This window comes from Ancylobacter sp. IITR112 (assembly GCF_041415945.1).
In the GTDB taxonomy this organism is placed as follows: Bacteria; Pseudomonadota; Alphaproteobacteria; order Rhizobiales; family Xanthobacteraceae; genus Ancylobacter.
On sequence record NZ_JBGCUS010000001.1, the window covers coordinates 1767636 to 1792350 of the forward strand.

The 24715-nt window shown below is 66.4% G+C and carries 20 protein-coding genes; 2 read left to right on the top strand and 18 right to left on the bottom strand.

What is annotated here, in order from left to right; genetic code table 11:
- Nucleotide 1 precedes the first annotated feature (1 nt).
- From lpxD to AAC979_RS08520, 10 genes are all read right to left on the bottom strand, one after another.
- Nucleotides 2-1069: a UDP-3-O-(3-hydroxymyristoyl)glucosamine N-acyltransferase gene (lpxD, locus tag AAC979_RS08475; protein ID WP_371346391.1), complete on the bottom strand. Its 1068-nt coding sequence runs from the start codon at nt 1067-1069 to the stop codon at nt 2-4.
- An 87-nt stretch (nt 1070-1156) separates the two neighbouring features.
- The gene (bamA, locus tag AAC979_RS08480; RefSeq protein WP_371346393.1) at nt 1157-3589 is read right to left on the bottom strand and encodes an outer membrane protein assembly factor BamA; all 2433 of its coding nucleotides are present in this window, start codon (nt 3587-3589) and stop codon (nt 1157-1159) included.
- Nucleotides 3590-3777: 188 nt separating this feature from the next.
- The gene (gene rseP, locus AAC979_RS08485) at nt 3778-4923 is read right to left on the bottom strand and encodes an RIP metalloprotease RseP (RefSeq protein ID WP_371346394.1); all 1146 of its coding nucleotides are present in this window, start codon (nt 4921-4923) and stop codon (nt 3778-3780) included.
- Between the two features lie 136 nt (nt 4924-5059).
- Nucleotides 5060-5881 carry a phosphatidate cytidylyltransferase gene (locus AAC979_RS08490; RefSeq protein ID WP_371346396.1) on the bottom strand — a complete coding sequence of 274 codons (822 nt, stop codon included), beginning with the start codon at nt 5879-5881 and terminating at the stop codon, nt 5060-5062.
- Between the two features lie 4 nt (nt 5882-5885).
- Nucleotides 5886-6683, bottom strand: coding sequence for an isoprenyl transferase (locus AAC979_RS08495; RefSeq protein WP_371346398.1), 798 nt, complete (start codon nt 6681-6683; stop codon nt 5886-5888).
- A 24-nt stretch (nt 6684-6707) separates the two neighbouring features.
- On the bottom strand, nt 6708-7271 hold the full coding sequence (frr, locus tag AAC979_RS08500) for a ribosome recycling factor (RefSeq protein ID WP_371346399.1): 564 nt from the start codon (nt 7269-7271) through the stop codon (nt 6708-6710).
- A gap of 143 nt (nt 7272-7414) precedes the next feature.
- Entirely contained in the window at nt 7415-8146 is a 732-nt protein-coding gene (gene pyrH / locus AAC979_RS08505; RefSeq protein ID WP_371346401.1) for a UMP kinase, read from the bottom strand.
- Nucleotides 8147-8247: 101 nt separating this feature from the next.
- Entirely contained in the window at nt 8248-9171 is a 924-nt protein-coding gene (gene tsf, locus AAC979_RS08510) for a translation elongation factor Ts (RefSeq protein ID WP_371346402.1), read from the bottom strand.
- Between the two features lie 123 nt (nt 9172-9294).
- Nucleotides 9295-10293: a 30S ribosomal protein S2 gene (locus AAC979_RS08515; protein WP_371346403.1), complete on the bottom strand. Its 999-nt coding sequence runs from the start codon at nt 10291-10293 to the stop codon at nt 9295-9297.
- Nucleotides 10294-10473: 180 nt separating this feature from the next.
- Nucleotides 10474-11304: a sulfotransferase family protein gene (locus AAC979_RS08520; RefSeq protein WP_371346404.1), complete on the bottom strand. Its 831-nt coding sequence runs from the start codon at nt 11302-11304 to the stop codon at nt 10474-10476.
- A 13-nt stretch (nt 11305-11317) separates the two neighbouring features.
- Here AAC979_RS08520 and AAC979_RS08525 point away from each other — a divergent pair, with 13 nt between their 5' ends.
- The gene (locus AAC979_RS08525) at nt 11318-11449 is read left to right on the top strand and encodes a hypothetical protein (protein ID WP_371346406.1); all 132 of its coding nucleotides are present in this window, start codon (nt 11318-11320) and stop codon (nt 11447-11449) included.
- Nucleotides 11450-11738: 289 nt separating this feature from the next.
- Here the strand turns inward: AAC979_RS08525 and dnaE are convergent, their stop codons facing one another.
- The 7 genes from dnaE to AAC979_RS08560 form a co-directional block, all read right to left on the bottom strand.
- On the bottom strand, nt 11739-15173 hold the full coding sequence (dnaE, locus tag AAC979_RS08530; protein WP_371346408.1) for a DNA polymerase III subunit alpha: 3435 nt from the start codon (nt 15171-15173) through the stop codon (nt 11739-11741).
- Between the two features lie 297 nt (nt 15174-15470).
- Complete coding sequence (locus AAC979_RS08535) at nt 15471-16808, bottom strand: aspartate aminotransferase family protein (protein WP_371346409.1); 1338 nt, start codon at nt 16806-16808, stop codon at nt 15471-15473.
- A gap of 35 nt (nt 16809-16843) precedes the next feature.
- Nucleotides 16844-17653 carry a phosphonoacetaldehyde hydrolase gene (gene phnX, locus AAC979_RS08540; RefSeq protein ID WP_371346411.1) on the bottom strand — a complete coding sequence of 270 codons (810 nt, stop codon included), beginning with the start codon at nt 17651-17653 and terminating at the stop codon, nt 16844-16846.
- Nucleotides 17650-18789, bottom strand: a complete 1140-nt coding sequence (locus AAC979_RS08545) for a TIGR03364 family FAD-dependent oxidoreductase (RefSeq protein WP_371346413.1) — start codon at nt 18787-18789, stop codon at nt 17650-17652. Before AAC979_RS08545 ends, phnX begins: the two co-directional genes overlap by 4 nt.
- Nucleotides 18786-20804 (bottom strand): putative 2-aminoethylphosphonate ABC transporter permease subunit, encoded by a 2019-nt coding sequence (locus tag AAC979_RS08550; RefSeq protein WP_371346414.1) that lies wholly within the window; start codon nt 20802-20804, stop codon nt 18786-18788. The genes AAC979_RS08545 and AAC979_RS08550 overlap by 4 nt, the downstream gene beginning before the upstream one ends.
- Nucleotides 20797-21954 carry a putative 2-aminoethylphosphonate ABC transporter ATP-binding protein gene (locus AAC979_RS08555; RefSeq protein ID WP_371346416.1) on the bottom strand — a complete coding sequence of 386 codons (1158 nt, stop codon included), beginning with the start codon at nt 21952-21954 and terminating at the stop codon, nt 20797-20799. The genes AAC979_RS08550 and AAC979_RS08555 overlap by 8 nt, the downstream gene beginning before the upstream one ends.
- A gap of 161 nt (nt 21955-22115) precedes the next feature.
- Nucleotides 22116-23129 carry a putative 2-aminoethylphosphonate ABC transporter substrate-binding protein gene (locus tag AAC979_RS08560; RefSeq protein ID WP_371346417.1) on the bottom strand — a complete coding sequence of 338 codons (1014 nt, stop codon included), beginning with the start codon at nt 23127-23129 and terminating at the stop codon, nt 22116-22118.
- A gap of 348 nt (nt 23130-23477) precedes the next feature.
- Between AAC979_RS08560 and AAC979_RS08565 the strand changes: the two genes are divergently transcribed.
- Nucleotides 23478-23600 (top strand): transposase, encoded by a 123-nt coding sequence (locus AAC979_RS08565; protein ID WP_371346419.1) that lies wholly within the window; start codon nt 23478-23480, stop codon nt 23598-23600.
- 35 nt (nt 23601-23635) lie between these two features.
- On the opposite strand, the gene AAC979_RS08570 is transcribed toward AAC979_RS08565, so the two are convergent.
- Nucleotides 23636-24706, bottom strand: a complete 1071-nt coding sequence (locus AAC979_RS08570; protein WP_371346421.1) for a glycosyltransferase — start codon at nt 24704-24706, stop codon at nt 23636-23638.
- Nucleotides 24707-24715 lie beyond the last annotated feature (9 nt).

Below are 24715 nucleotides of genomic sequence, written 5' to 3' on the forward strand. Positions count from 1 at the left end.
CTCATTGCCCCTTGTCTTCGCCCCGCCGGCCGTTCTCGCCACGTCCGAGGCGCTGGACCGCCATGACCTCGCGGAACCAGTCGCGCATCGGCTTGGCCGGGGAGCCTCCCCATTCCACTCCCGGCGGCACGTCGTCCTTCACATTGCTCGTGGCGGCGATCCGCGCCCCATCACCGATTTGGACATGGCCGATCACGCCGACCTGCCCGCCCAGCATCACGAAATCCCCCAGCGTCGCGCTGCCGGCGATGCCGGCCTGGGAGACAATGATGCAGTGGCGTCCGATGACCACGTTGTGCGCGATCTGTACCAGATTGTCGATCTTGGTGCCCTCGCCGATGACGGTGTCGCGCAGACCGCCGCGGTCGATGGTGGTGGAGGCGCCGATCTCGACATCGTCCTGCAGGATCACGCGGGCGATCTGCGGAATCTTGGCGTGCCCCCGGGCGCCGCCGACATAGCCGAAGCCGTCCTGCCCGATCCGCGCGCCGGGATGGATGATGACGCGATCGCCGACCAGCGCGTGCTGCAGCGTGGCGCCGGCACCGATCGAACAGTGCCGGCCGATGCGCACCCCCTGCCCGATCACAGCGCCGGCGGCAACCACCGTGCCGCTGCCGATCTCGGCCCAGGCGCCGACCACCGCGCCGGGATCGACCGTCACCTCCGCCTCAAGTCGCGCCTGCGGATGCACCATGGCACCGGCAGCCACGCCGCTCTGGCCAAAGATGGAACCCGGCTGCAGGCTGCCGGCATAGAGCTGGCGGGTGACGGCGACAAAGGCCCCGTGCGGCTTGGCAACGATCAGCGCCACCGTCGTGGCGGGCACGTGCGGCGCGAAGCGTTCGCTGATGAGGCAGGCGCCGGCCCGCGTCTCGCGCAGCGCGGCGACATGGCGGGCGCCGTCCATGAAGGCGAGATCGGCCGGTCCGGCGGCGTCCAGCGCGGCGACGCCGGAAATCCGCACCGCGGCCGCCCCGGCCGGCAGCGGCTGCGCGGCGCTAACGAGCGACGCGATATCAGCCAGCGAAAGCGGTGCCGGCACCGGATGGAAGAAGGGATCGTTCATCGCCGCCTGTCGACTGCCGTGGCGTTTCCCAAACGCATGAGCGGCCCGGATGACCGGACCGCCCTGCATCTCATGAGGTGGAATGTATCAGAAGGTGGTGCCGCCGCTGAAGCGGAACTCCTGAACCTCGTCATACCATTCCTTGGTCAGGGCCCAGGCATAGTCGAAGCGCAGCGGACCGAAGGGCGAGGCCCAGATCAGGCTGACACCGACCGAGGAGCGGACGCTGTCGCTGTCGGCGACACAGACATTGGCCTTGCCCTTGTTCGAAGAGCCGGGATAGTCGCCGCAATCCACGTAGTTCTCAGGCAAATTCCAGCCCGCAATATTCGGGAAGGTGGTGTTGCCCTGGTAGTCCCACAGCGAACCGGCATCGGCGAAGACCGCGAACTTCAGACCGAAATCCTTCGGCAGGAAGGAAAGCGGGAACTGCACTTCCGCCGTCGCACCCCAGAACATCGTGCCGCCGAGCGCATCCATGTCCTGACCAAAATAGCCGGAGGCAAGGTCGCGCGGGCCGATGCCGTTGGGGGCGAAGCCGCGGACGAGATCGGGACCCTTGAAGAAATTGTCGGTGATGCGCAGGTCCTCATTGCCCCAGGAGGCGACGTTACCCGCCTGGCCGCGCAGCAGCAGCACCGCGTCGCCGACGACCGGCATATAGTAGCGGGCGTCGAAGGTAGTGCGGATATACTGGGTGTCGCCACCAAGGCCGGCGAAGTCCTGCTTCAACTCGATGAGATAACCGTTGGACGGGTTACGGTTATTGTCGAGCATGTTGTAGGACAGCGTGTAGCCGACCGCTGATGTGAGGATCGACTCATTGTTGATCTCCAGCAGCGCCCAGGACACGTCATTATAGACCTCGTCCTCGAAGCTGACCGAAATCTCCTTCTGCGACAGCATGTAGCGCAGGCCGAGGGTCAGTTCGTCGGTGAGCGGCAGAGCGACGCGCAACGTACCGCCGGCGGTCTCGGTGTCGTACTGGCTGTAGCTGGTCGCCGTCGTCGTCTTCCAGAACAGGTCGAAGCCGGCGGCGATGCGGTAGTCGAGGAAATAGGGTTCAGTGAAGCTGAAATCGGCGCCCTGCACATTCTCGCCAAGCTGGCCGGCAAGGCGGACATACTGGCCGCGACCCAGGAAGTTCTTCTCCGAGATCGCCACTTCGCCGATGAAGCCGTCCGTGGTGGAATAGCCACCCGAGACCGAGAACTCGCCGGTCGGCTGATCCTCGACCGTCACCACGAGGATGATGCGGTCCGGCGCGGTGCCGGGCTCATTGGTGATCTTCACATCCTTGAAGTAGCCGAGATTGCGCAGGCGACGCTCGGCCCGGTCCACCATCACGCGGTTATAGGCATCACCTTCCGCGAAATCGAACTCGCGCCGGATGACCCAGTCGCGGGTGCGGGTGTTGCCGCGGATCTCGATCCGCTCGACATAGACGCGCGGACCTTCCTCGACGGCGAACACGAGCGAGATCGTCCGAGTCTCGAGGTTACGGTCGCCACGCGGCCGCACCTGGGCGAAGGCATAGCCGGACTTGGAGACTTCGATGGTCGCGTTCTCCACCGACTTCTCGACCAACTCGGCATTGTAGACCTGGCCGGGCGCCACGCGCAGGGCGGCGCGCAGATCCTTGATATCGACATCCTTGATGCCGGAGACGACATCGACGGTGCCGACGCGGTACTGCGGGCCTTCGTCGATCACATAGGTCAGGATGAAGCCGTCGCGCTGGCGATCGAGATCGGCCGTCACCGAGATGATGCGGAAATCGGCGTAGCCGTGCTTGAGATAGAAGCGGCGCAGCAGTTCCTGGTCGGTGTTGATGCGGTCGACATCGTAAATGTCGCTGTTCTTGAGCCAGGAGAGCCAATTGGTCTCGGTGGTGGTGATCTCGTCCTTCAGCTTGTAGGCGGAAAACGCCTTGTTGCCGACGAACTTGATCTCGGCCACGCCGAGCTTGTCGCCTTCGGTGATTTCGAACACGAGGTCAACGCGGCCCTGGCCACGCTCGATCACCTTCGGCACGACGCGCACATCATAGCGGCCGGCGCGGTGATACACGTCGATGATGCGCTGCGTGTCGGCCTGCACGGTGGTCTTGGACAGCGGGCTGCGCGCCTTGGACTGAACTTCCAGCGCGAGTTGGTCGTCCTTGACCTTCTTGTTGCCCTCGAAGGCGACGCGGTTGATCACCTGGTTCTCAACGACCGTCACCACCATCCGCCCGCCGCGGTTGCTGATGGTAACGTCGGAAAACAGCCCGGTAGCGTAAAGCGCCTTCAGCGCCTCGTCGATCTTGGCCGGAGTCAGCGACTGGCCAGGCGAGGTCTGGAAATAGGAGCGGATGGTGTCCGCGTCGACGCGCTGATTCCCTTCGACGACGATCGAACTCGCCGACTGAGCCATGGCCGCACCGGGCGCCATGACGGCACCGGAAACACCGCCGACCGCCACAAGAAGGGCAAAGCCGACTGCCGACGCCAATCTACTCACGAACCGGGAACGAGCCATTTGGTGCGCAACCTTACCGTTGTTCTGGGAGACGACCACCGACACACCCAAAGGCGCGCACCCGGCGACACTCCTCACCCTGCACTCCGTTTGATACAGACTTTTCCAGAGCCTGCAAACCGGACCTGCCGCTTTACGTACCTTTTCCGGACGGCGTGGCCGCTTGGCAACGCCGTCCCGAATCCTCGTCAAGATTTTGATATATTGAGAATATCGTTCCACGTTGCAAACAGCATCAACATCAGCACGAGCGCCAGACCGATGCGGAACCCGACCTCCTGCGCCCGCTCGCTGAGCGGCCGGCCGCGCAGCGCCTCGATGGCGTAGAACAGCAGGTGTCCGCCGTCGAGTAGCGGTACAGGAAAGAGGTTAAGAAGTCCGATCGACACCGACAGGACGGCGGCGAGCTGCAGCAATGCGGCGATTCCGAAGGTCGCCACCTGCCCGGACACCTGCGCGATGCGGATCGGGCCGCCGAGCTGATCGGCCCTTTCGCGACCGGTCACCACGCCGCCGAGATAGCTGAAAGTCCGGTCGACGATGAACCACACCTCCGCCGTCGCCTGGGTGACAGCCTGAACCGGGCCGAATCGTTCGGTGCGGACCTGCCCGCCCCCGGTGTCGCGCGAGATGCCCAGCACGCCGATGCGATGAACATTGCCGAAGGTGTCGGTGACTTCGCGCAGGTCCGGAGTCGCCTCAAGGGTGAGTCGCTGCCCGCCGCGCTCGACCTCGATGGCGAGCGGCTCGCCGGCATTGGCGCTGACGATACGCTGCATGTCGCCGAACGAGTCGATCTTGCTGCCATTGATGGTGAGGATGAGGTCGCTCGGCTGGAAGCCCGCCCGCTCGGCGGCGCTGCCAGCCTGCACGGCGTCGACCTGGGGCGTCGTTACCTGGCGACCGACCGTCATGAACAGGCCGGCGAAGATGACGATGGCCAGGATGAAATTGGCGATCGGCCCCGCCGCTACGATCGCCGCCCGGGCGCCGACCGATTTGTGGAAGAAGCTCTCGCGGCGCTCCGTCTCGCTCATGTGCGAGATCGCCCCACGGTCGGGGGCGCTGGCGGCGTTCTCGTCACCGAGAAACTTCACATAGCCGCCGAGCGGAATCGCCGAGAGCTTCCAGCGTGTCCCGTGGCGGTCATTGAAACCGGCGATCTCCGGCCCGAAGCCGATCGAGAACGCCACCACCCTCACCCCGGCGCGGCGGGCCACCCAGAAATGCCCCAGTTCGTGGAAAAACACCACGATCGTCAGCACGAACAGAAACGGCACGACATAGCCGAGCAGCCAGCCCGCAGTGCCGCCCATCGAGGCAAGAAAGTCCATCAGCGATTTCCCAGACGCGCACGCCGGCTGGCGTGCTGCTTGTTCCATAGCGAGCGTTTAAGGCGAACATGGGTAAAATGCGGCGCGGCGCCGGAAATTGTGGCATGTGCGTGCGACGTGGCGGCGCGCCGGCGCCTCACCATAGGAGGAAGCCGCGCGCCGGCGCGTCCGGCATCCGGATCAGCCCGATCAGCAGCATGAGCGCCGCCGCCGCGATGAAGCCGTCGAGCCGGTCCATCAACCCGCCATGGCCGGGAATGAGATGGCTCGAATCCTTCACCCCGAACCGCCGCTTCATCGCCGATTCGAAGAGATCCCCGCCCTGGCTGGCAAAGCTCGCCAGCAGGGCAACCGGGCCTGCCAGCAACGTCGTCTCCACCCCGGCCAGGAACAGGGTTCCCATTCCCGCCAGCATGCCGAACAGCGCTCCTCCCAGCGAGCCCGCCCAGGTCTTGTTGGGGCTGACGCGCGGCCAGAGCTTGGGACCGCCAATGAGCCGCCCGCAAAAATAGGCGGCGATGTCGGTCGACCACACAACGGCCAGCAGCCATACCAGACTCACCAGCCCGAAACTGGCGTCTTCGCGCAGGATCAGCGTCGGCAGGGCCAGAGCCCCGGCGTAGACGACGCCGAACGGCGCCCATGTCCGTCGCTCGCGATTGGAGCGCGCCACCAGCGCCGCGGTAATGGCACCGAGAACCACGATGCCGATGGACGCCGCTGGCGGACGTATCGCGAGCAACAGCACCGCGACGATCAGCGTCGCGCCGCCGATGACCAGAAGCGGCATGCGCGGCTTGGCGCCGATCATCCGCAGCCATTCCCATAGCACGATCACGGACGAGAGCGCGACCAGAGCGCTGAACGCCCACCCGCCCGCTATGGCGACGAGCATGACGAACGGCCCAAGTACCAGAGCCGAGACGAGGCGCGGCAGGAAATCCTCTCCGATGCGCAAGGGCTCAGCTTTCCGCGGTGTCGATGCCACCAAAGCGACGCTCGCGCAGGCGGTACTCGTCGAGCGCCCGCTCCAGCCAGCCGCGATCGAAATCCGGCCACAACACGGGAAGAAACACCAGCTCGGCATAGGCCGCCTGCCACAGCAGGAAATTCGACAGGCGCTGCTCGCCGCTGGTGCGGATCACCAAATCGAGCGGCGGCAAACCCGCTGTGTCCAGCGCGCCGGCAAATCGCTCGGGCGTGATCTCCTCGGCACGCAATTCACCGGCGGCCACCTGCCGCGCCAGCGCCTGGGCAGCACGGGCAATCTCGCCGCGCGCGCCATAGTTGAACGCCACGGTGAGGCACACCCCTGTATTGTCGCGGGTTAGCGCCTGCGCTTCGTCGAACAGCGCCTGCACCTCGCTGTCGGTGGGGTGGCCCTCGCCGATGATGCGCAGACGAACGTTCTTGGCATGCAGTTCCTTGAGATCGGAACGAATGAAGCGCTTGAGCAGCCCCATCAGTTCGCCGATCTCCCGCTCCGGCCGCGACCAGTTTTCGCTGGAGAAGCTGTAGAGGGTCAGCGCCTCGATACCGAGATCGCGGGCGTCGGCGACGGTGCGGCGCACAGCCTCCGCGCCGCGCCGGTGCCCCTCAAAGCGCGGCAAGCCGTGCCCTTTGGCCCAGCGGCCATTGCCGTCCATGATGATGGCGACGTGGCGCGGCACACGCAGGAGCGACGATACCGTGCCCCCGTCCGTCTCTATGGCGGCCGCTGAGGCCTCGCCGCGCCTTGCAATGTTCACGGAGCCCCCCATGGCGCCCCCTTTGGCGCCCGTCGATCAAACCGCGAGGATTTCCTTTTCCTTCGCGGCCACGACCTGGTCGATCTCGGCAATAAACTGATCCGTCGCCTTCTGGACCTGATCGGCGAGACGGTCCAGGTCGTCCGAGCTCATCTCGCCATCCTTTTCCGCCTTCTTGATGATATCGAGCCCGTCGCGGCGCACATGACGGACCGACACGCGCGCGGCTTCGGCATATTTATGCGCGACCTTGACCAGTTCCTGGCGGCGATCCTGAGTCAGTTCGGGGATGCGCACCCGCAGCACCTGGCCCTCGGTCTGCGGGTTGAGGCCGAGATTGGACTCTCGGATGGCCTTCTCGACCGCCGCCACCATGCCCCTGTCCCACACCTGCACCGACAGCAGGCGCGGCTCCGGCACATTGACCGAGGCGACCTGGTTGAGCGGCATGTGGCTGCCATAGGCGTCCACCTGGATCGGCTCCAGCAGGCTAGCCGACGCCCGGCCGGTGCGCAGGCCTGAAAGCTCGGTCTTGAGAACGGAGATCGCGCCGGTCATGCGGCGCTTGATATCGGCAATGTCGATCGGACCAGTGCTCATCTCGAACCTCATTCATTCAACAGCCGGCCCGAGGCCGACGGGCGCCGGTTGGCGGCTTATCCAACCTAACGACTGCCATGGCAAGCGTTAGCCGCCAACGACGCCCCTAGCGGGGGTGCCGGGCGCCGATTCGACGGCAAAAACTACGGCGCTACCGTCGTCGAACGCCCCTCCCCGCGAATGGCGGCAGCGATCGCCCCCGGCTCACGGATCGAGAACACGACGATCGGCAGCTTCGATTCCCGTGCCAGCGCGAAGGCGGCAGCGTCCATCACCTTCAGATCTTTGGCCAGCGCCTCGTCATGGGTGAGACGATCATAGCGCCGGGCGGAAGGATCATGCTTGGGATCGGCAGTATAGACGCCGTCGACATTCGTCGCCTTCATCACCGCGTCGCATTCCAGTTCGGCAGCGCGCAGCACAGCGCCGGTGTCGGTGGTGAAATAGGGGTTGCCGGTGCCGCCGGCCAGCAGCACCACGCGCCCGCGTCCGAGATGGCGCGAAGCGGTCTGGCGGGCATAGGGTTCGCAGATGGTCGGCATCGGGATCGCGGAGAGGGTGCGGGCGGGAACGCCAGCCTTCTCCACAGCCTTCTCCAGCGCCAGTGCGTTCATGACCGTGGCCAGCATGCCCATGTGATCGGCCGTGGCGCGGTCAAGTCCCTGCCCGGCGACGCTGGCGCCGCGCAGAATGTTGCCGCCGCCGACGACGACGGCGATCTCGGTCCCGGTGGCGCGGGCCTCCACGAGATCCTGGGCGATGCGTTCGATGGTCGGCCAGTGCAGCCCGAAGGCTTCGTTCCCCATCAGCGCCTCACCGGACACCTTGACCAGGACGCGCTCGAAAAGAGCGCCGTGCGGCTCGGGGATCGACATGGGGCACCTCTGGCTTGGCGCGACTCGGGGTGGCGCGCACAGTAAAACACGCCGGACTGCCCGTGGGCGGCCCGGCGTGACTTATCAACGTAACAACGCGCTCAGACGCCGGCAGCGGCGGCGACTTCGGCGGCGAAGTCGCTTTCCTGCTTCTCGACGCCCTCACCGAGGCCGAAGCGGACGAAGCCGACCAGCTTGATCGGCGCGCCGACCTTGCCTTCGCTCTCCTTCACCGCCTGGGCGACCGTCTTGGACGGATCGTGGATGAAGGCCTGCTCGACCAGCGTTACTTCCTTGTAGAAGGTCTTCAGGCCGCTCTCGACAATCTTCTCGACCACGTTGTCGGGCTTGCCGGAGGCCTTGGCCTTCTCGGCGAGCACGCCCTTCTCGCGGGCAATCACGTCAGCGTCGATCCCGGCGGCATCGAGCGCCTGCGGGTTGGCCGCCGCGACATGCATGGCGATCTGGCGACCGAGCGCGGCGAGCTCATCCGCCTTGCCTTCGGACTCCAGCGCGACCAGCACGCCGATCTTGCCGAGGCCTTCGCCCACCGAACCATGGACATAGGAGCCGATGGCGCCAGCCGACACCGCCAGCTTCTTGGAGCGGCGCAGATTCATGTGCTCGCCGATGGTGGCGACCGCGTTGTTGATCGCCTCGGCGACGGTGCCGCCGGCCGGATAAGCCGCCGCCTTCACCGCCTCGACATCGTCCTCCGCACTCAGCGCGACGGTGGCGATGTCGCGCACGAGCTGCTGGAACTGGTCGTTGCGCGCCACGAAGTCGGTTTCGGAATTGACTTCGACGACGACACCGGTGGTGCCCGACACGGCGAGGCCGATCAGGCCCTCGGCGGCGACGCGCCCGGCCTTCTTGGCCGCCTTGGCGAGACCCTTCTTGCGCAGCCAGTCGATGGCGGCTTCGATGTCGCCATCCACCTCGGTCAGCGCGGCCTTGCAGTCCATCATGCCGGCGCCGGTCTTCTCGCGCAGCTCCTTCACCATGCCCGCGGTGATGTTGGCCATGTTCCGTTCCTCAACAATCTCTGTGTCTATCGACAACACGGCCGGCCGGACGAAATCCGGGCCGGCCGTGCGATACAATGCTTGGCGCCGGAATGTGACGCCGTCGCGAAGCAGACGCCTGGGTCACTCGACCTCGGCGGTCAGCTCCTTGGCCTGCGCCACCCAGCCATCGACACGGCCCGGCAGCCCCACCTCTTCGCCGAGACGGTGAGCGTCATCGGCATTGAGGCCGGCGATCTGCCAGAAGTGGAAGATGCCAAGGTCGGTGAGCTGCTTCTCGATCGCCGGGGACACGCCGGTGAGCTTCTTCAGGTCATCGGCGATGCCGCGCGGGCCCGAGAGGGCTTCGAGGCTGGTCCAGGCGCTCTCCGCCGGAAGGTCTTCGACCAGCGGGGCCTCGGCCGCGCCGACGTCGATGCCGAGATCACCATGCGAGCGGCCGATGCCGTCAATGGCGGCGCGGGCGACCAGGTCGCAATAGAGGTTGATGGCGCGGCCGGCGTCGTCATTGCCGGGAACCGGGAAGGCGATGCCGTCCGGATCGCAATTGGTGTCGAGGATGGCCGCGACCGGAATGCCGAGGCGGCGGGCCTCGGCGACGGCGAGGTCTTCCTTGTTGGTGTCGATCACGAACAGCAGGTCGGGAATGCCGCCCATGTCACGGATACCGCCAAGCGCGCGATCGAGCTTTTCCTTCTCGCGCTGGAGCGTCAGGCGCTCCTTCTTGGTGTAGCCGACACCCTCGCCGGCCGCGAGCAGCTCTTCGAGCTTCTTCAGGCGAGCGATGGAGTGGGAAATGGTCTTCCAGTTGGTCAGCATGCCGCCGAGCCAGCGGGAGTTCACATAATACTGCGCCGAGCGCTTGGCGGCATCCGCCACGGCATCGGCCGCCTGGCGCTTGGTGCCGACGAACAGAACGCGACCGCCACGGGCCACGGTGTCGGACACCGCCTGCAGGGCGCGGTGAAGCGCCGGCACGGTCTGGGCCAGGTCGAGAATGTGGATGTTGTTGCGGGTGCCGAAGATGAACGGAGCCATCTTCGGGTTCCAGCGGTGGGACTGATGCCCGAAGTGCACGCCAGCTTCCAGGAGCTGGCGCATGGTGAAGTCAGGAAGCGCCATAGTCGTCTCTCATCCGGTTGAGCCTCCGCGGACATGGCCGTGCCGAGGAATTCGGCGACGACACCGGAGCGGTCATGAAGCCTGTGCCATGTCGTGACAAAGGGCTCCCTGCCGCGAGTCCGCGTGCGGAATGGCGCGGCTTATAGGGGAGCGCGGCTCTGGTGGCAAGTGCGTCGCGGCTCATCCCGCGGGGGATGGCACGACCCGCCCACTGGTCGAACGACCGGTAAGAAGGATGAGCTTCGAGAGCGCTGCGGCAACCGCCCCAGGAGCTGCCGATGGCTGCGCCGAGAGTGTGCGCGCCATGTCGCGGTAGAGCAACCCGGCGATCGCCGCGCGGCCAATACCACCTCCGGGGAGGTCGATCGTATGGTGGCGCAGTTCAGGGGAGAGGAATTCGTCAATGGCTGCGGCCGCCTGCGGCGACACCTCAGGCCAATATCCGCCAAGCTGACGCTTCATGCGGCTGGTCGTGGCGCGCCAATCCGCCAGCAATTCCTCATACACCACAAGCGCCCGAGGCATGCCGCGCGTGCCGTGCTCGGCATCCAGCGTGTAGCGCATCCACACGCCGAGCGCCCGGCGCGGCTCCATGCCGTCACGGCGCGCCAGCGACTGCGCGACCTCCAGCGGATTGCGCAAGGTGAGCACCGCTTCCACTGCATAGCCGGCCTCGTCGAGAACCTGCCGATACAGCGGCACCAGGCGACTGATGCGCGGGTCCTTCAACACCACGGTGGAAGCGTCGCCAAACTCGCTCTCAAGCGTCTCGCGCAGACGCTGCCACATGCCCTTGGAGCGCACCACATCGACCGGCGAAACAGAGATCGGCTGACGTGAATACCAACGGTGACCGCACGCGGCGAGAATTTCATCGTTCAATTCGACGATCGGCTTCGACTCCCAGTGGCCGCGCAGATTGTTCGAGGTGGCGCCCATCAGCGTCTGCGGCGTCGCGGCGCCCAAAAGGTTGACGGTCCGCGTCAGCGCCGACGTGCCGCTGCGGTGCATGCCAAGGATAAGAATGGCCCTCTTTGCCTTTGAAGCCTCAAATACCACCGGAACGACTGCCCCCTTTGATCTTGGTGCTGAAGAAAAACTTTCGCGTTTGAAATATCAAGGAAAAAACGACTATTTCTCCGCAGAAACTCTGTGACACGCGCCAGACACACACAGCAACATCGCGCCTTGACCGGGAGCACAGACGAGAAACACTGCCACCAGCCACCCGACCGGCCGCGCCGCAATGCTCAGAGTTGAACCATGGGGGTGGATACGTTGGGATTGCACCTGAACGCCAAGCGCTCAGCGACAGAAGCCGCCCCCTGCCGAAGCTGGCGCAAGGCGAACGCGCGGCGCGGGTCTCCGCCGTACCACAGCATGGGGAAAAAAGGCGGCAGTACCCGCCGGCAGAGGTCAGCGGCAACGGCCCGCAAAGGGCCGAGCTAGGCCATCTCAACCATCTCGACGCCCGGTACTGCCTTCAGTGCGCCGGCAATTTGCGGGGAAAGACTGAAACGGCCGGGCAGTTTCACCTCGACTTCGGTGTCGCCGCGCTCGCCCAGCAGCAGCACCAGCGACACCTCGCCGTCGCCCCGCCCACCACTGAGCGAGCCGAGCCGGGTGGCGACGCTTTCCAGCGGCTCGGGCGAGCGCAGGAACACGCGCATGCCCTTCTGCATTTTCGACGCCGCTTGATCGAGCGGCTCCACGGTCTGGATACGCGCGCGCACATCCTCGCCCTGCAGTTCCGCCGACACCTGCAGCAGCAGGGCCTTGCCCGGCTCCAGAAGTTCCCGGTACTGCGCCAGGGCTTCGGAGAACAGCACCGCCTCGAACTGGCCGGAAGGGTCCGACAATCCGACGATGCCCATCTTGTTGCCGGTCTTGGTGCGGCGCTCCTGGCGGCTCACCACTGTGGCGGCAAGCCGTCCGGCCATGGAGCCGGCCCGCACTGAACGGGTGAAGTCGGTCCAACGCTGCACCCGCAGCCGGTCCAGCGCCTTGCCATAATCGTCCAGCGGATGCCCGGTAAGGAAGAAGCCGATGGCGTCATATTCCCGCTGCAGCTTCTCCGCCGGCAGCCAGGGCGCCGCAGTGGGAATCGGCAGTTCCGCCGCGACCGACGGCCCGCCGAACATATTGCCCTGCCCCGACGCCACCTCGGCCCCGACCGATGCCGCATGGGCGAGCATGCAGTCGATCGCCGCCGAGGCGCGGGCACGGTTTTTCTCCAGCGCATCGAAAGCCCCGGCATTGACCAGGCTTTCCATCGTCCGCTTGTTCAGCGCCTTGGCGTTGATGCGCGAGGCGAAGTCGGCGAGGCTGGTGAAGGGGCGCTCGCCCCGCGCCTCGACGATGGCGTCGACCGAATGCCCCCCCACGCCCTTAATGGCCGCGAGAGCATAGAGGATGCGGCCATCCCTCACCGCGAATTCGCGCCCCGAGAGGTTTACCGACGGCGGCACCACCTCGATCCCGAGCCGCTGCGCCTCCTGGCGGAATTCCGCCAGCTTGTCGGTATTGCCCATATCCAGCGTCATCGACGCCGCGAGGAATTCGGTCGGGTAATTCGCCTTCATATAGGCGGTCTGGTAGGACACCAGCGCATAGGCTGCCGCGTGGCTCTTGTTGAAGCCGTAATCGGCGAATTTGGCGAGCAGGTCGAAGATTTCCGACGCCTTGGCCTTCGGCACGCCGCGCTCCACCGCGCCATCGACGAAACGCTCGCGCTGCTTGTCCATCTCGGCGCGGATCTTCTTGCCCATGGCCCGGCGCAGAAGATCGGCTTCGCCCAGCGAATAGCCGGAGAGCGTCTGCGCGATCTGCATCACCTGTTCCTGGTAGATGATGACGCCGTAGGTCTCCTTGAGGCTGGCTTCCAGCGCAGGATGCGCATAGGCCGCCTTTTCCTGACCGTTCTTGACCGCGCAATAGACCGGGATATTGGCCATCGGACCCGGCCGGTACAGGGCGACGAGGGCGATGATGTCCTCCAGCCGGTCCGGCTTCATGTCGACCAGCGCCCGCCGCATGCCGGCGCTTTCCACCTGGAACACGCCGACCGTCTCGCCGCGCGTCAGCATGTCGTAAGTCTTTTTATCGTCGAGCGGAATCGTCGACAGGTCGAGTGTGATTCCCCGCTGGGAAACCAGGCGGACGGCAGTTTGCAGGACGGTGAGGGTTTTGAGGCCGAGAAAGTCGAACTTCACCAGCCCGGCCTGCTCCACCCATTTCATATTGTACTGGGTGACGGGCATGTCCGAGCGCGGGTCTCGGTAGAGCGGGACCAGTCGCGCCAGCGGGCGGTCGCCGATGACGATGCCGGCGGCGTGGGTGGAGGCGTGGCGGTTGAGCCCTTCGAGCCGGGTGGCGATGTCGAAGGCGCGCTTGACCACCGGGTTGGCCTCGCTCTCCCCCTGCAGGCGCGGCTCGTCATTGATAGCCTGTTTCAGCGTGACCGGGTTGGCCGGGTTCTGCGGCACCAGCTTGCACAGCTTGTCGACCTGGCCGTAGGGCATCTCCAGCACGCGGCCGACATCGCGCAACACGCCGCGCGCCTGTAGCGTACCGAAGGTGATGATCTGCGCCACCTGATCGCGGCCATAGCGTTGCTGGACGTAGCGGATCACCTCGTCGCGCCGTTCCTGGCAGAAGTCGATGTCGAAATCCGGCATCGACACGCGCTCGGGGTTGAGGAAGCGTTCGAACAACAGGCCGAAGCGCAACGGGTCGAGATCGGTGATGGTGAGCGAATAGGCCACCAGCGAACCTGCGCCCGATCCACGGCCCGGTCCGACCGGAATCCCCTGTGCTTTCGCCCATTTGATGAAGTCGGACACGATGAGAAAGTAGCCCGGGAACTTCATCCGCTCGATGATGCCGAGCTCAAAGGCCAGCCGCGCCTCATAGTCCTTGACGGTCAGCCCTTCGCGCGGACCGTGCACGGCCAGCCGGTTGCGCAGCCCCTCCTGCGCCTGCAGCCGCAACTCCTCCGCCTCGTCGCGGTCGAGGGTGAAGCGCGGCAGGATCGGCTTGACCGTGCGCGGGCGATAGGCACAGCGCTGGGCGATTTCTACCGTGTTCGCAAGGGCTTCCGGCAGATCGGCGAACAGGTCCGCCATTTCCGCGCGGGTACGGAAGCGGTGCTCCGGCGTCAATTGGCGGCGGTCGGGCTCGGCGACGAGACGGCCCTCGGCGATGCAGATGAGGGCGTCATGGGCCTCATAGTCATCCTGCGCCGCGAAGAAGGGCTCGTTGGTGGCGACGAGCGGAAGTTCCAGTCGATAGGCAAGTTCTATCAGCGCCGGCTCGACACGGCGTTCCTCGGCGAGGCCGTGGCGTTGGATTTCGACATAGAGCCGGTCGCCGAACAACGCCTGCAACTGCGCCAGACGCTGCTCGGCATGGTCCGCGCTGCCCGCCGCCAGGGCGCGGTCGATCGGGCCGGTGGGACCGCCAGTGAGTGCGATCAGGCCAGTGTGGTGATCTTCGAGCCAGTCCACCTTGATGTGCGGCGCCCCATCCGAGGCAGTGTCGAGGAAGGAGCGCGACACCAGCTCCATGAGGTTCGTCCACCCCTGCTCGTTCATGGCGAGCAGGACCATGCGCGGGCGCTCCTGCCCGGCCGGCCCGCGCGGGGCCGCGCCGGGAAAGTCGATCGCCAGCGCGCAGCCGAGAATCGGCTGGATGCCGGCGCCGGCCATCTTTTCCGAGAATTCCAGCGCGCCGAACAGATTGCCAGTGTCGGTCAGCGCGATGGCTGGCTGGCGGTCCTTCTTGGCGAGATCGGCGAGCCGGCCGATGCTCAGCGCGCCTTCCAGCAGCGAGAAGGAGGAATGGACATGCAGATGCACGAACCCGACATCAGCCTGCGCCATCTCATATCCCTCCTGCGACTCGAAGCGCCCATGGTGGGCACCGCGCCGGGTGGCGTCCACCCCCGCGCCGCGCCCTCCCCGTTATCCCCGGCTAAAGGCTCTGCCTTTATGCCCCGGTCGAAGCCTTGGCTTCGTACCCCGGTCGAAGCCTTGGCTTCGTACCCCGGCTGAAGGCTTGCCCTGATGCCACGGCGCACTGCAACCCGGCGTCCAGAAGGGGCTCGTTGATGAGCCGCGGCGTTCAGGCGTGGACGCGGCGCCGTTCTTTCCCGCCGCGCGCCGCCGGCGGGTGCCGCCCTATCCCTCCACCGCCACGAAGGCCGCTTCGAGAATGTCCAGCGCGCGGTCGAACTCGGCGTCCGTGATGATCAAGGGCGGGCAGAGGGTGAGCACCTTGCCGCCGCCCACCTTGAAGCTGAGGCCCCGCTCCAGAGCGGCATAGAGGATGCGGTCCGCCCGCATGCTGGCGGGCAGGCCGGCATGGTCGCGCAGTTCCACGCCGAAGAAGGCGCCAATATGGCGGACCTCCCGGATCTCCGGCCGCGCCGCCGCCAGGGCGTCGAGGCGGGCCCGCCCCGCCGCGCCGAGATGCCGGGCACGGGCGCACAGATCCTGGTCCTCGATCACCTGAATGGCGGCGAGGCCGGCGGCACTGCCAAGCGGACTCTTCTCATGGGTGTAATGGCCGAGCGCCACCTGCCCGGCAATGTCCAGATCCCGCCGCACTACAAGCGCCGCCTGAGGCACGATGCCCCCGCCAAGGCCCTTGCCCAGCGCCACCATGTCCGGCACGCAGCCCATCTGCTCGAACACGTAGAAGCTGCCGCAGCGGGCGAGCGCGGAGGGAATCTCGTCGAACACCAGCAAGGTGCCGTGGCGGGCGCAGCTCGACTTCACCTTGGCCCAGAAACCGGCCGGAGGCGGTTCCACCGTGGTCCAGCGCACCGGCTCGGCGATGAGGGCGGCGACGTCACCCTGCACCTCAAGCACATAGTCGATATAGTCAGCCAGGCGATCGACGGCGCCGTCATCATCGCCGAAAAAGCGGCGGGCCATGCCGGGCGGCGGCACATGCTCGGCGCCGGGCAGAAGCGGCCCAACATCCTTGCGGAACAGCGCCTCGCCGCCGACCGAAATGGCATCGAGATTAGCGCCGTGAAAGGCGTCCCACATGGACAGGGTCTTGTGCCGGCCGGTGGCATAGCGCGCCAGCTTCAGTGCCATGCCGATGGCGGCAGAGCCGGACGGAGCCAGCAGGACCTTGCCCAGCGGTTCGGGCGCAAGGTCCGCGAGCTTCTGGGCAAAACGCACCGCCTCCTGGCAGGTGAAGCGCCGGGGGCAGAAGGGCAAGCTGTCCAACTGCGCCTTGATGGCCGCCACCACGGCGGGATGACCGTGACCCAGCTGGTGCACGCTGTTGCCGTGGAAGTCGAACAGGCGGCGGCCGGAGTGGGTCACAAGCATGGAGCCTTCGGCTTGAACGACCACGTCGAGGCAGGGCGAGGAAAGAGACTGATGCAGGAACACATCCGCATCCGCCTCCAAGAGGTCTCGCGTCGGCGCGTCGAGGCTGGCGCTCCAGGCGGCGCGCAGGGGAGAAGTATTGACGTCGCCTTCGCTGGCACCGCCTTGCATGGTCCGGCCTCCTGCCAACCTTTCTGCGCCCACGCTCACGGCCGCTCGCCGCGTGCCATGGCGCCTTCGATCTCGTCCAGCACTTCCGGCAGGTCCGCCACGCTGTCGATCACGAAATGCGCGCCGGCGCGGGTCAGCTTGCCATAGGCCGTGGCGCGGCGGGCCTCCAGTTCGTCATGGGAAAGCGCGTCGGTCTCGGCGGCATCGAGGCCGAACACATTGCCGGTGAGCGCGACACCGACGGCCCAGCAGCCGGCATTCAGACCCTCGGCCACGCCCACCTCCGTGTCGTCCACCTTCACGATGGCGGCGGCGGGCCAGACGCCGAGATCGAGGAAAGTCTTGTACATCATCAGCGGGGTGGGGCGGCCAGCCGACAGGTCGCCCGCGCATACGAGATTGTCCGGCGCATAGCCCTGCTCGGCGGCGAGCGGAAGAAGCGGAGCCATGATCTCGCGGGTATAGCCGGTGGTGGAGCCGATCTTCAGACCCGCGGCGCGCAGATGCGCGGCGGTTTCGGCGGCACCGGGGATTAGGTCGGCGAAGGCCGTCACCACTTCCACATTCAGCGGCACGAACACGTCATAGACGGCATCAATATCCGCTTCGCCGGGGGCGCGGCCATGGACCTTTTCCCACTGGCCGGCGATGCGCGGCAGGTGGATGAGCGTGGCGATGTGATCGCGCTTGGCCATGCCCATGGGGCCGCGGGCCTCGTCGATGGTGATGTTGACGCCGAAATGGGCGAAAGCGCGCTGGAACACGCCCATGGGCGCCTTCGAGCCGTGGTCCACCATGGTGCCGGCCCAGTCGAACACGACGGCCTTGAGATGGGTAAAGGTCATGTGGCGTCTCCAAAAAGCTCGGCCAGGGTTTCCTCGGCGATGGCGAAGGCGGTGGAGGCCCCGGTGCCGCTGGTGACAATCACCAGCCGCACCTCGGCTTCAGGGGCGACACGAACCATCAGCGTGTCGGGCAGGGAGGCGTATGTGCCCATCCAGCGCTCCGCCACCCACGCGCCGGGCAGCCGCAGCACCGCATGAAGCGCGTCAAGCATGAGGCCGTCGACGGTGTCGGAGGAGAAGGGCGAGGGGCTGAAGCCGTAATGATGGCTGTCGCCGACGATGAGCCCACCATCGGCTCCCTGCACGGCAATGAGATGGACCCCATTGGCGAGCGCCTGCGGCTGCTCCTGCTCCAGCCGGGCCCGCAGCGCCGCCGCCTCGGGCAGTTCGGCATAGCCGAGATAGCGGATCAGCGAGAGGTCGGACATGACCGCAGCCGGGAGGCGGAAGCCGGGATCGGCGGGCATGACCTTCAGCATCTGCAGCCAGCAGCGCCGGATGCCCAAAGCGGCGATCTCCGCCGGAAACAGGGTCACCAGCTCGTCATTGGTGCACACCACTACCCGCGCGCCCTGGATCTCGCCCTGGCTGGTGCGGACCCGGCCCCCTTCCACCGCCGACACATGACAGCGGCGGCGAAAGGTGACGCCCTTTGCCTCTTCCAGCCAGCGCGCGAGCTTCGGGATGGCGAAGCGGCTCTCCACCCGCCGCTCATGGGGGCTATAGAGAGCGCCTTCCAGCCGCGTGTCATTGAGCACCGCGCCAAAATGGCGGCGGGTCTGTTCGGCGGTGAAGAGTTCGCAATCCGCGCCCATCGGGGTGGCGCGGAAAGCCTCCAGAACCGCCACGGCCTCGGGCCGTTGCGCCACCACGATGAGACCCTCATGCTCCACCGCGATGCCGGCCTGCGGCGCGACCTCCAGCCAGATCTGCTGGGAGCGGCGCGCGCGGCGCCAGCAGTCGCCGGCTTGTTGGCCGGTGACGGTGACGAAGCCGAAGTTGCGCACCGAGGCGCCAATGGCCTCGCTCTCCCGGTCCACCACGCAGACCGACAGACCCCGGCGGGTGGCGATGAGCGCATGGGCAAGACCGACAATGCCGGCCCCCACCACCACGAGATCGTAATGGGCGGTCATCGGGCGCGCCATTCCTGGGTGCGGGCAAGGCCCCTTGAGAGCAGCGCATGCACGCCCCGGGCTGCGAGATTTGTGTAGAGGATGAGCATGCACATGGCGGCGGCCGACTGGATCTGACCGGCATCATCCATGTTCAGCGCCGCCACCGCCGCGAGAGTTGTCGAGGGTGCATAGAGAAACACCACGGCCGAGACGGTGGTCATGGCATTGACGAAATAATAGGCCGCCACGTCGAGGCCCGTGGGCATGCAGACCGGCATGGTGATGCGGGTGAACATGCGTGTCACCGGCTGCTTGAGGGAAGCGGCCACCGCCTCGAACTCCCGGTCCATGGCCTTCAGCGCGGTCAGCGCGGTGAGGTGCGAGACCGTGTAGAAATGGGTCACCGTGCAGATGACGAGGATCGTCATCGTGCCGTAGAGCGGGTTCAGCGGATTTGATTTGTCGTTGAAGAAGAAGATGTAAGCGAGGCCGAGCACCAGGCCGGGGATGGCCATGGGCAACATGGAGAGGAAATGCAGTCCGGTCCGCGCCGCCACAAAGCCCCGCCCCTTCTCCACGAGATAGGCGCCGATAAACACCACGACCGTGCCGATGATCGCCGTGCAGAAGGCGAGGCGAACCGAGTTGAAATAGGAGCCCCAGCCACCGCCGTCCACGCCCTCGAAGACGAAATGGGTCAGGCTGATCGACAGGTCATAGGGCCAGAACCGCACCAGAGCGGCATATTGCGACACGCCGAGGATCAGCAGAAGCAGAGCTGCCACCGCGCAGCAAAAGGCAAAGGCGGCCCAGTCGAGCGCCCTGTTGCGCTGCGGGGCATAGGGCACGGCGCGGGCGGTCAACAGGGCCACCTGCCGGCTGGTCACCATCCGGTCGACGACGAAGGCGACGACCGCCGGGATGAGCAGGATCACCGACACAACCGCGCCCATGGCGAAATTCTGCTGGCCCACCACCTGCTTGTAGATGTCGACCGCGAGCACGTTGAAATCGCCGCCGACCACTTTCGGCACGCCGAACTCGGTGATGGTGAGGGTGAACACCACGAAGGCCGCGGAGATGAGGCCATAGCGCGCGCCGGGCAGCGTCACGGTGAAGAAGGTCCGCCGGGGCGGCGCCCGCAGCGACCGCGCCGCCTCGTAGAGCCGGGCATCCGACACGGAGAGTGCGGTGGCGATGATGAGGAAGGCGTGGGGAAAAGTATAGAACACGCAGCCCGCGATGATGCCGCTGGCGCCGTAGATCTTGGCGCCGAACAGCAGATCCTTCAGCAGCCCCTGATTGCCGAACAGATAGACCAGCGACAAGCCCGCCAGCAGCGACGGCACCAGGATGGGCACCATGCCGATGGTGCGGAACAGGCCCTTGCCCGGCATGCAGGTGCGGGTGAGCCCATAAGCGAAGCCGAAGGCCAGCAGCACGGTGATGAGGGTCGTGGTCAGCGCCACCGCGAAGCTGTTGACGATGGACTGGGTGAGCGCCGGATTGCTGAAATAGGCGGTGTAATTGTCGAAGCTGCGCAGGGTGCCGGCGCGCAGCACCAGGCGCCGCAGATCCTGGACCGAGACCTCGGCCCATTCACCGGGCGGCACCGGCTTGCCGGACAGATCGAGGGTGCCATCGGCGGCAACGGCCAGGCGCATGCGCAGGCCCTTCAGCGGTGCGCCGTCGAAGCTGCGCGTGGGAAATAGCTGCGCCGCCGTGAGCGAGGTCGAGCGGCGCGCCTGATCCACCGCCGCGCCGAGGCCGAGTTGCGGGGCCACCGCCGCCAGCGTGCCCACCGGCACGAAGCCCGCGCCTGTATCCACCTGCAGCTCCACCGCGCCATAGGGGAAGGCACGAACCTCCGTGGACTTCCACAGCATGAAGAAGATGGGCAGGGCAAGGCTGACCACGAGGTAAAGGCCGATGACGAGCGTGAAGACCAGCATCAGCCGGTCGTCGCGCCCCACTTTCGGGCGAATGGCGGCCCGCGAGACGGCCGCGGGGCCCGCCGCAGCGGCGTCAGACATGACTTGCTCCCGTGGCCTGGGCCTTATCCTCATAGAGGCGCAGCCGCTCGGGTGGCAGGCTGACCTCGATCGGCTTGCCGGGCACGATCTGCAGGGCGCGAACCACCTCCTGGGAGGACTGCGCCACCAGAAGGGCGGGACGAAGCGCCGGGTGGCCGAGGCTCAGGCGCACATGCGAGCCGAGGAACTCGACATGTTCCACGACCACGCCCACGCGATTGGTGGATTCCCAGTCGGCATGGGGGTCGGCGCCGATGATGCGCACATCTTCCGGGCGGATGGCGGCGGTGAGATGGATGCCCTCCGCCGGCACGCCACGGCCGGCCCGCAGCCGCATCTCGCCCACCTGGACCTCGCCGCTATGGACGACGCCCGGAAGGAAATTCATGGCGCCGATGAAGTCGGCGACGAAGCGCGTGGCGGGAGCGTTGTAGATCTCGGCCGGTGTCCCCACCTGCTCGACCACGCCGACATTCATCACCACCACGCGATCCGCCATGGAAAGCGCCTCGTCCTGGTCGTGGGTGACCATGACGGTGGTGACGCCGAGGCGGGACTGGAGCTGCTTCAGTTCGTTGCGCAGGTGGAGACGCACCTTGGCGTCGAGCGCGCTCAGCGGCTCGTCCAGCAGGATCAGGCCCGGACTGGGCGCCAGCGCGCGGGCAAGGGCGACGCGCTGCTGCTGGCCACCAGAAATCTGCGACGGGTATTTGTGGCCGTGCTCCTTCAGGCCGACCAGCTCCAGCAACTCCTCCACGCGCGCCGTAACGGCGGGGCGCGGCATGCGCCGATTTTCCAGACCGAAGGCGATGTTCTGGCGCAGCGTCAAATTGGGGAAGAGGGCATAGGACTGGAACACGATGCCGAAATCACGCTCCTCCGGCGGCAGAGCGGAAATGTCGCGCCCGCCCTGGCGGATGGTGCCGGAGCTCTGAATATCGAGGCCAGCGATGGCGCGCAGCAAGGTGGTTTTGCCGCAGCCGGACGGGCCGAGAAAGCAGACGAACTCGCCCTCGCCTACCTCCAGCGAGACGCCCTGCAGCGCCACGAAATCGTTGAAACGCTTGGTGACATTCTCCACCACCAGATAGGGGGGACGCGCGGGCGGCTCGAGGGCGGCCAGCGCCAGCTCAACGGCGTGTTCAGTCATGTGGCAGTCCCTCGCTCCTGCGGCGCCGGCCCCGAGCGGCCCGGGCTGCTCTCATCCAACCGTCGGGGAGCGGCCCATGGCGGACCTTCCTCCGACGGCTCCCTCCCACGGCCCGCTTTCGCTGCCCTGCCCGGCATGCCGGACAGGGCGCGCGTGGCGGCTCAGCCCTTGGGTTCGGACTTGCTGCCGAAGCGCTTCTGCCACTCTTCGAGAATGGCGGCGCGGTGCGACGCGGCCCACTCGAAATCGTTCTTGATGAGCTTGGCTTTGATGTCCGCCGGAATGTTCTTGATCGTCTCTTCCATGGCCGGGTTGCCAAGGATGGCGTAGTTTTTGGCGTAGATCTGCATGGCCGCGTCGGAGACCGCCCAGTCGATCAGCTTCCTGGCATCGGCCTCATTGGGCGTGCCCTTGATGATGGCGGAAGCCTCCACGTCCCAGCCGACGCCTTCGGTCGGCACAATGGCTACAACAGGCGCGCCCTGGTTGATGACGCGCGCGGCGCGAAACGCGAAGGAGATGCCGATGGGATATTCGCCGGACGCCGCCAGCGTGCAGGGCTTGGAGCCGGAATGGGTGTAGGTGGCGATGTTCTGGTGCAGGGCGTCCATATAGGCCCAGCCCTTCTCGTCGCCCCACATCTGCAGCCAGCTCGACACGTCCAGGAAGCCGGTGCCGGAAGAGGCGGGATTGGGCATCACGACGAGGCCCTTATATTCCGGCTTGGCGAGATCGGCCCAGGAGGTGGGAATGGGAAGGTCGCGCTTCTTCATTTCCACCGTGTTGACGCACAGCGCCGCCGCCCAGGCATTGGTGCCGATCCAGGTGGGAGGCGTATCCTTGGAGACGAAGCGGAGGTCGATCTTGTCGAGACCCTTGGGCGCATAGCCTTCGAGCATGCCTTCCGCATCCAGCACCTGCAGTGAGGTGGCGGCGGTGCCGAGCACGACGTCCGCCTGCGGGTTGTCCTTCTCCGCCAGCAGCTTGGCGGTGATGATGCCCGTGGAGTCACGCACCCAGCGAATAGTGATGCCGGGATTCTGTTCCTCGAAGCTCTTCTTGTAAACCGGCAGGAGATCGGCCTCCAGCGCCGTATAGACCGTGAGTTCGCCCGCATGCGCAACGCCCGAAAGGAGCGCCAGGCTGGCTACCAAGAGACTTGTCAGACGTGCCATTGGTTCTCTCCTGCACCGGGGCCATCGGTTCGCCGAGGCCATGTGTTCGCGCGGTCATGTGCCGCTAGCGGGTTACAGAAACGGTATTTTGAAACCGTGACAGAGGGGTGACGAGGCCCTTGCGGCCGCCCTCCCCTCCGGCCGGCCGGCATGGAGGGCTGAGCCGCCGCTTCCATGCCCGGGCGGCATGGAAGGCGCCGCTGTCGCGCCACGAGAGGCCGGGCATCCCGGCAATTGGGTCCGGCTGCGGCAGGTGCGCCAGCCTCTTGCGCGGCCGGCCGTCGTGACGGTGCCCCGCGGCCTTGATGCGGTTTGACGTTCGTTCTGGCCCGATGAGAGGACCCGGACATGAAACGCAGCCGCTTCTCGGAAGAGCCGATCTTCGCCTTGCTGGACGAACCGGCATCGGGTGTTTCGGGTGCGGATCTCTGCCGCAGGCACAGTGTGAGCGACGCCCGCCTCTATCCATGAAAGGTGACGTCCGGCGCAAATGACAGGCGCGTCGGTCAGCCGCCGAAATGGCGGATCACTTCGGCGTAGATCGCGCCGACCTGGGCGGGATTGCAGGCTTGCCGCCAGTTCCAGGCATAGCGGGGATGCGGCTGGCCCAGGAAGTCGGCGATACGCCTTGCGCCGTCCTCCGGTTCGATATGCGCCGGCAGGAACAGCGTCTCCTGGCCGAACAGCTCACGGTGAGCATCGAGATCGGACAGGATCAGCGGCGTGCCGTGGCAGGCGGCAAGCGCCGCCGACATGTTGAAGCCCTCGAACTCCGACAGGCTCACAAAGGCCGTGGCGTGGTAGGAGAGCGACTGAAGCAGCCGGTCCTCGACATGACCGAGATGGCGTATGCGCCCCGGCGGCAGATGCGCCAGCTCGGCGAGCCCCGGCAGGGTCTCGCGGCCATGGCCGGTGAGCAGCAGGCGGAGGTTGGGCAGGCGGGCGGCCAGAGCCTCGAACACGCGAAACAGCCCGGCAAAGTTCTTGTGAGGGTGGGCATGCATCGAGGCCAGGAGAAACGGTTCCGACCCGGCCTCCGGCGGGCGCGGTCCCGGAGGCTCCACACCGATGGGATTGTAGATCACCGCCTGATTGCGCGGCGCGCCGTAGCGTTCCAGATAATGTCGCCGCGTCGTCTGGCTGACAAAGACGAGGCAGTCGGAGTGCGCGCCGGCTTCCGCGAAGGCACCGGAGAGCCAGTCGCGGCGCTGGGGCGGGAAATACTGGGCCAGGAAGGCGAATTGCAGGTCGTGGATCAGGCTGATGACCGGCGAGGTGCCGCCCCGCAGCCGGCCCGGCACGGGCGACTGGAAATTGGGGAAGAACAGGATCGCGTCCGGAAGCTGGCGGGCGAGTGCCTGCGCCACATGCCGCTCGCGGTCGAGATAAGCGAGGTCGGGTGCGTCCAGCCCCAGGTGCCGCGCGAGCGCCCGCGCGGACAGCACGCGCGGGCTGAACTGCCGCGCGAGCAGCCTGAAGACCTGCTCCGATACCCGCGCTACCCCGCCCATGGCGGGGTAGTCCTGCACGATGTCGATAAACAGGATGGGTCGCTTGATGTCGGACCCGCCCGGCACGTCGGCTTC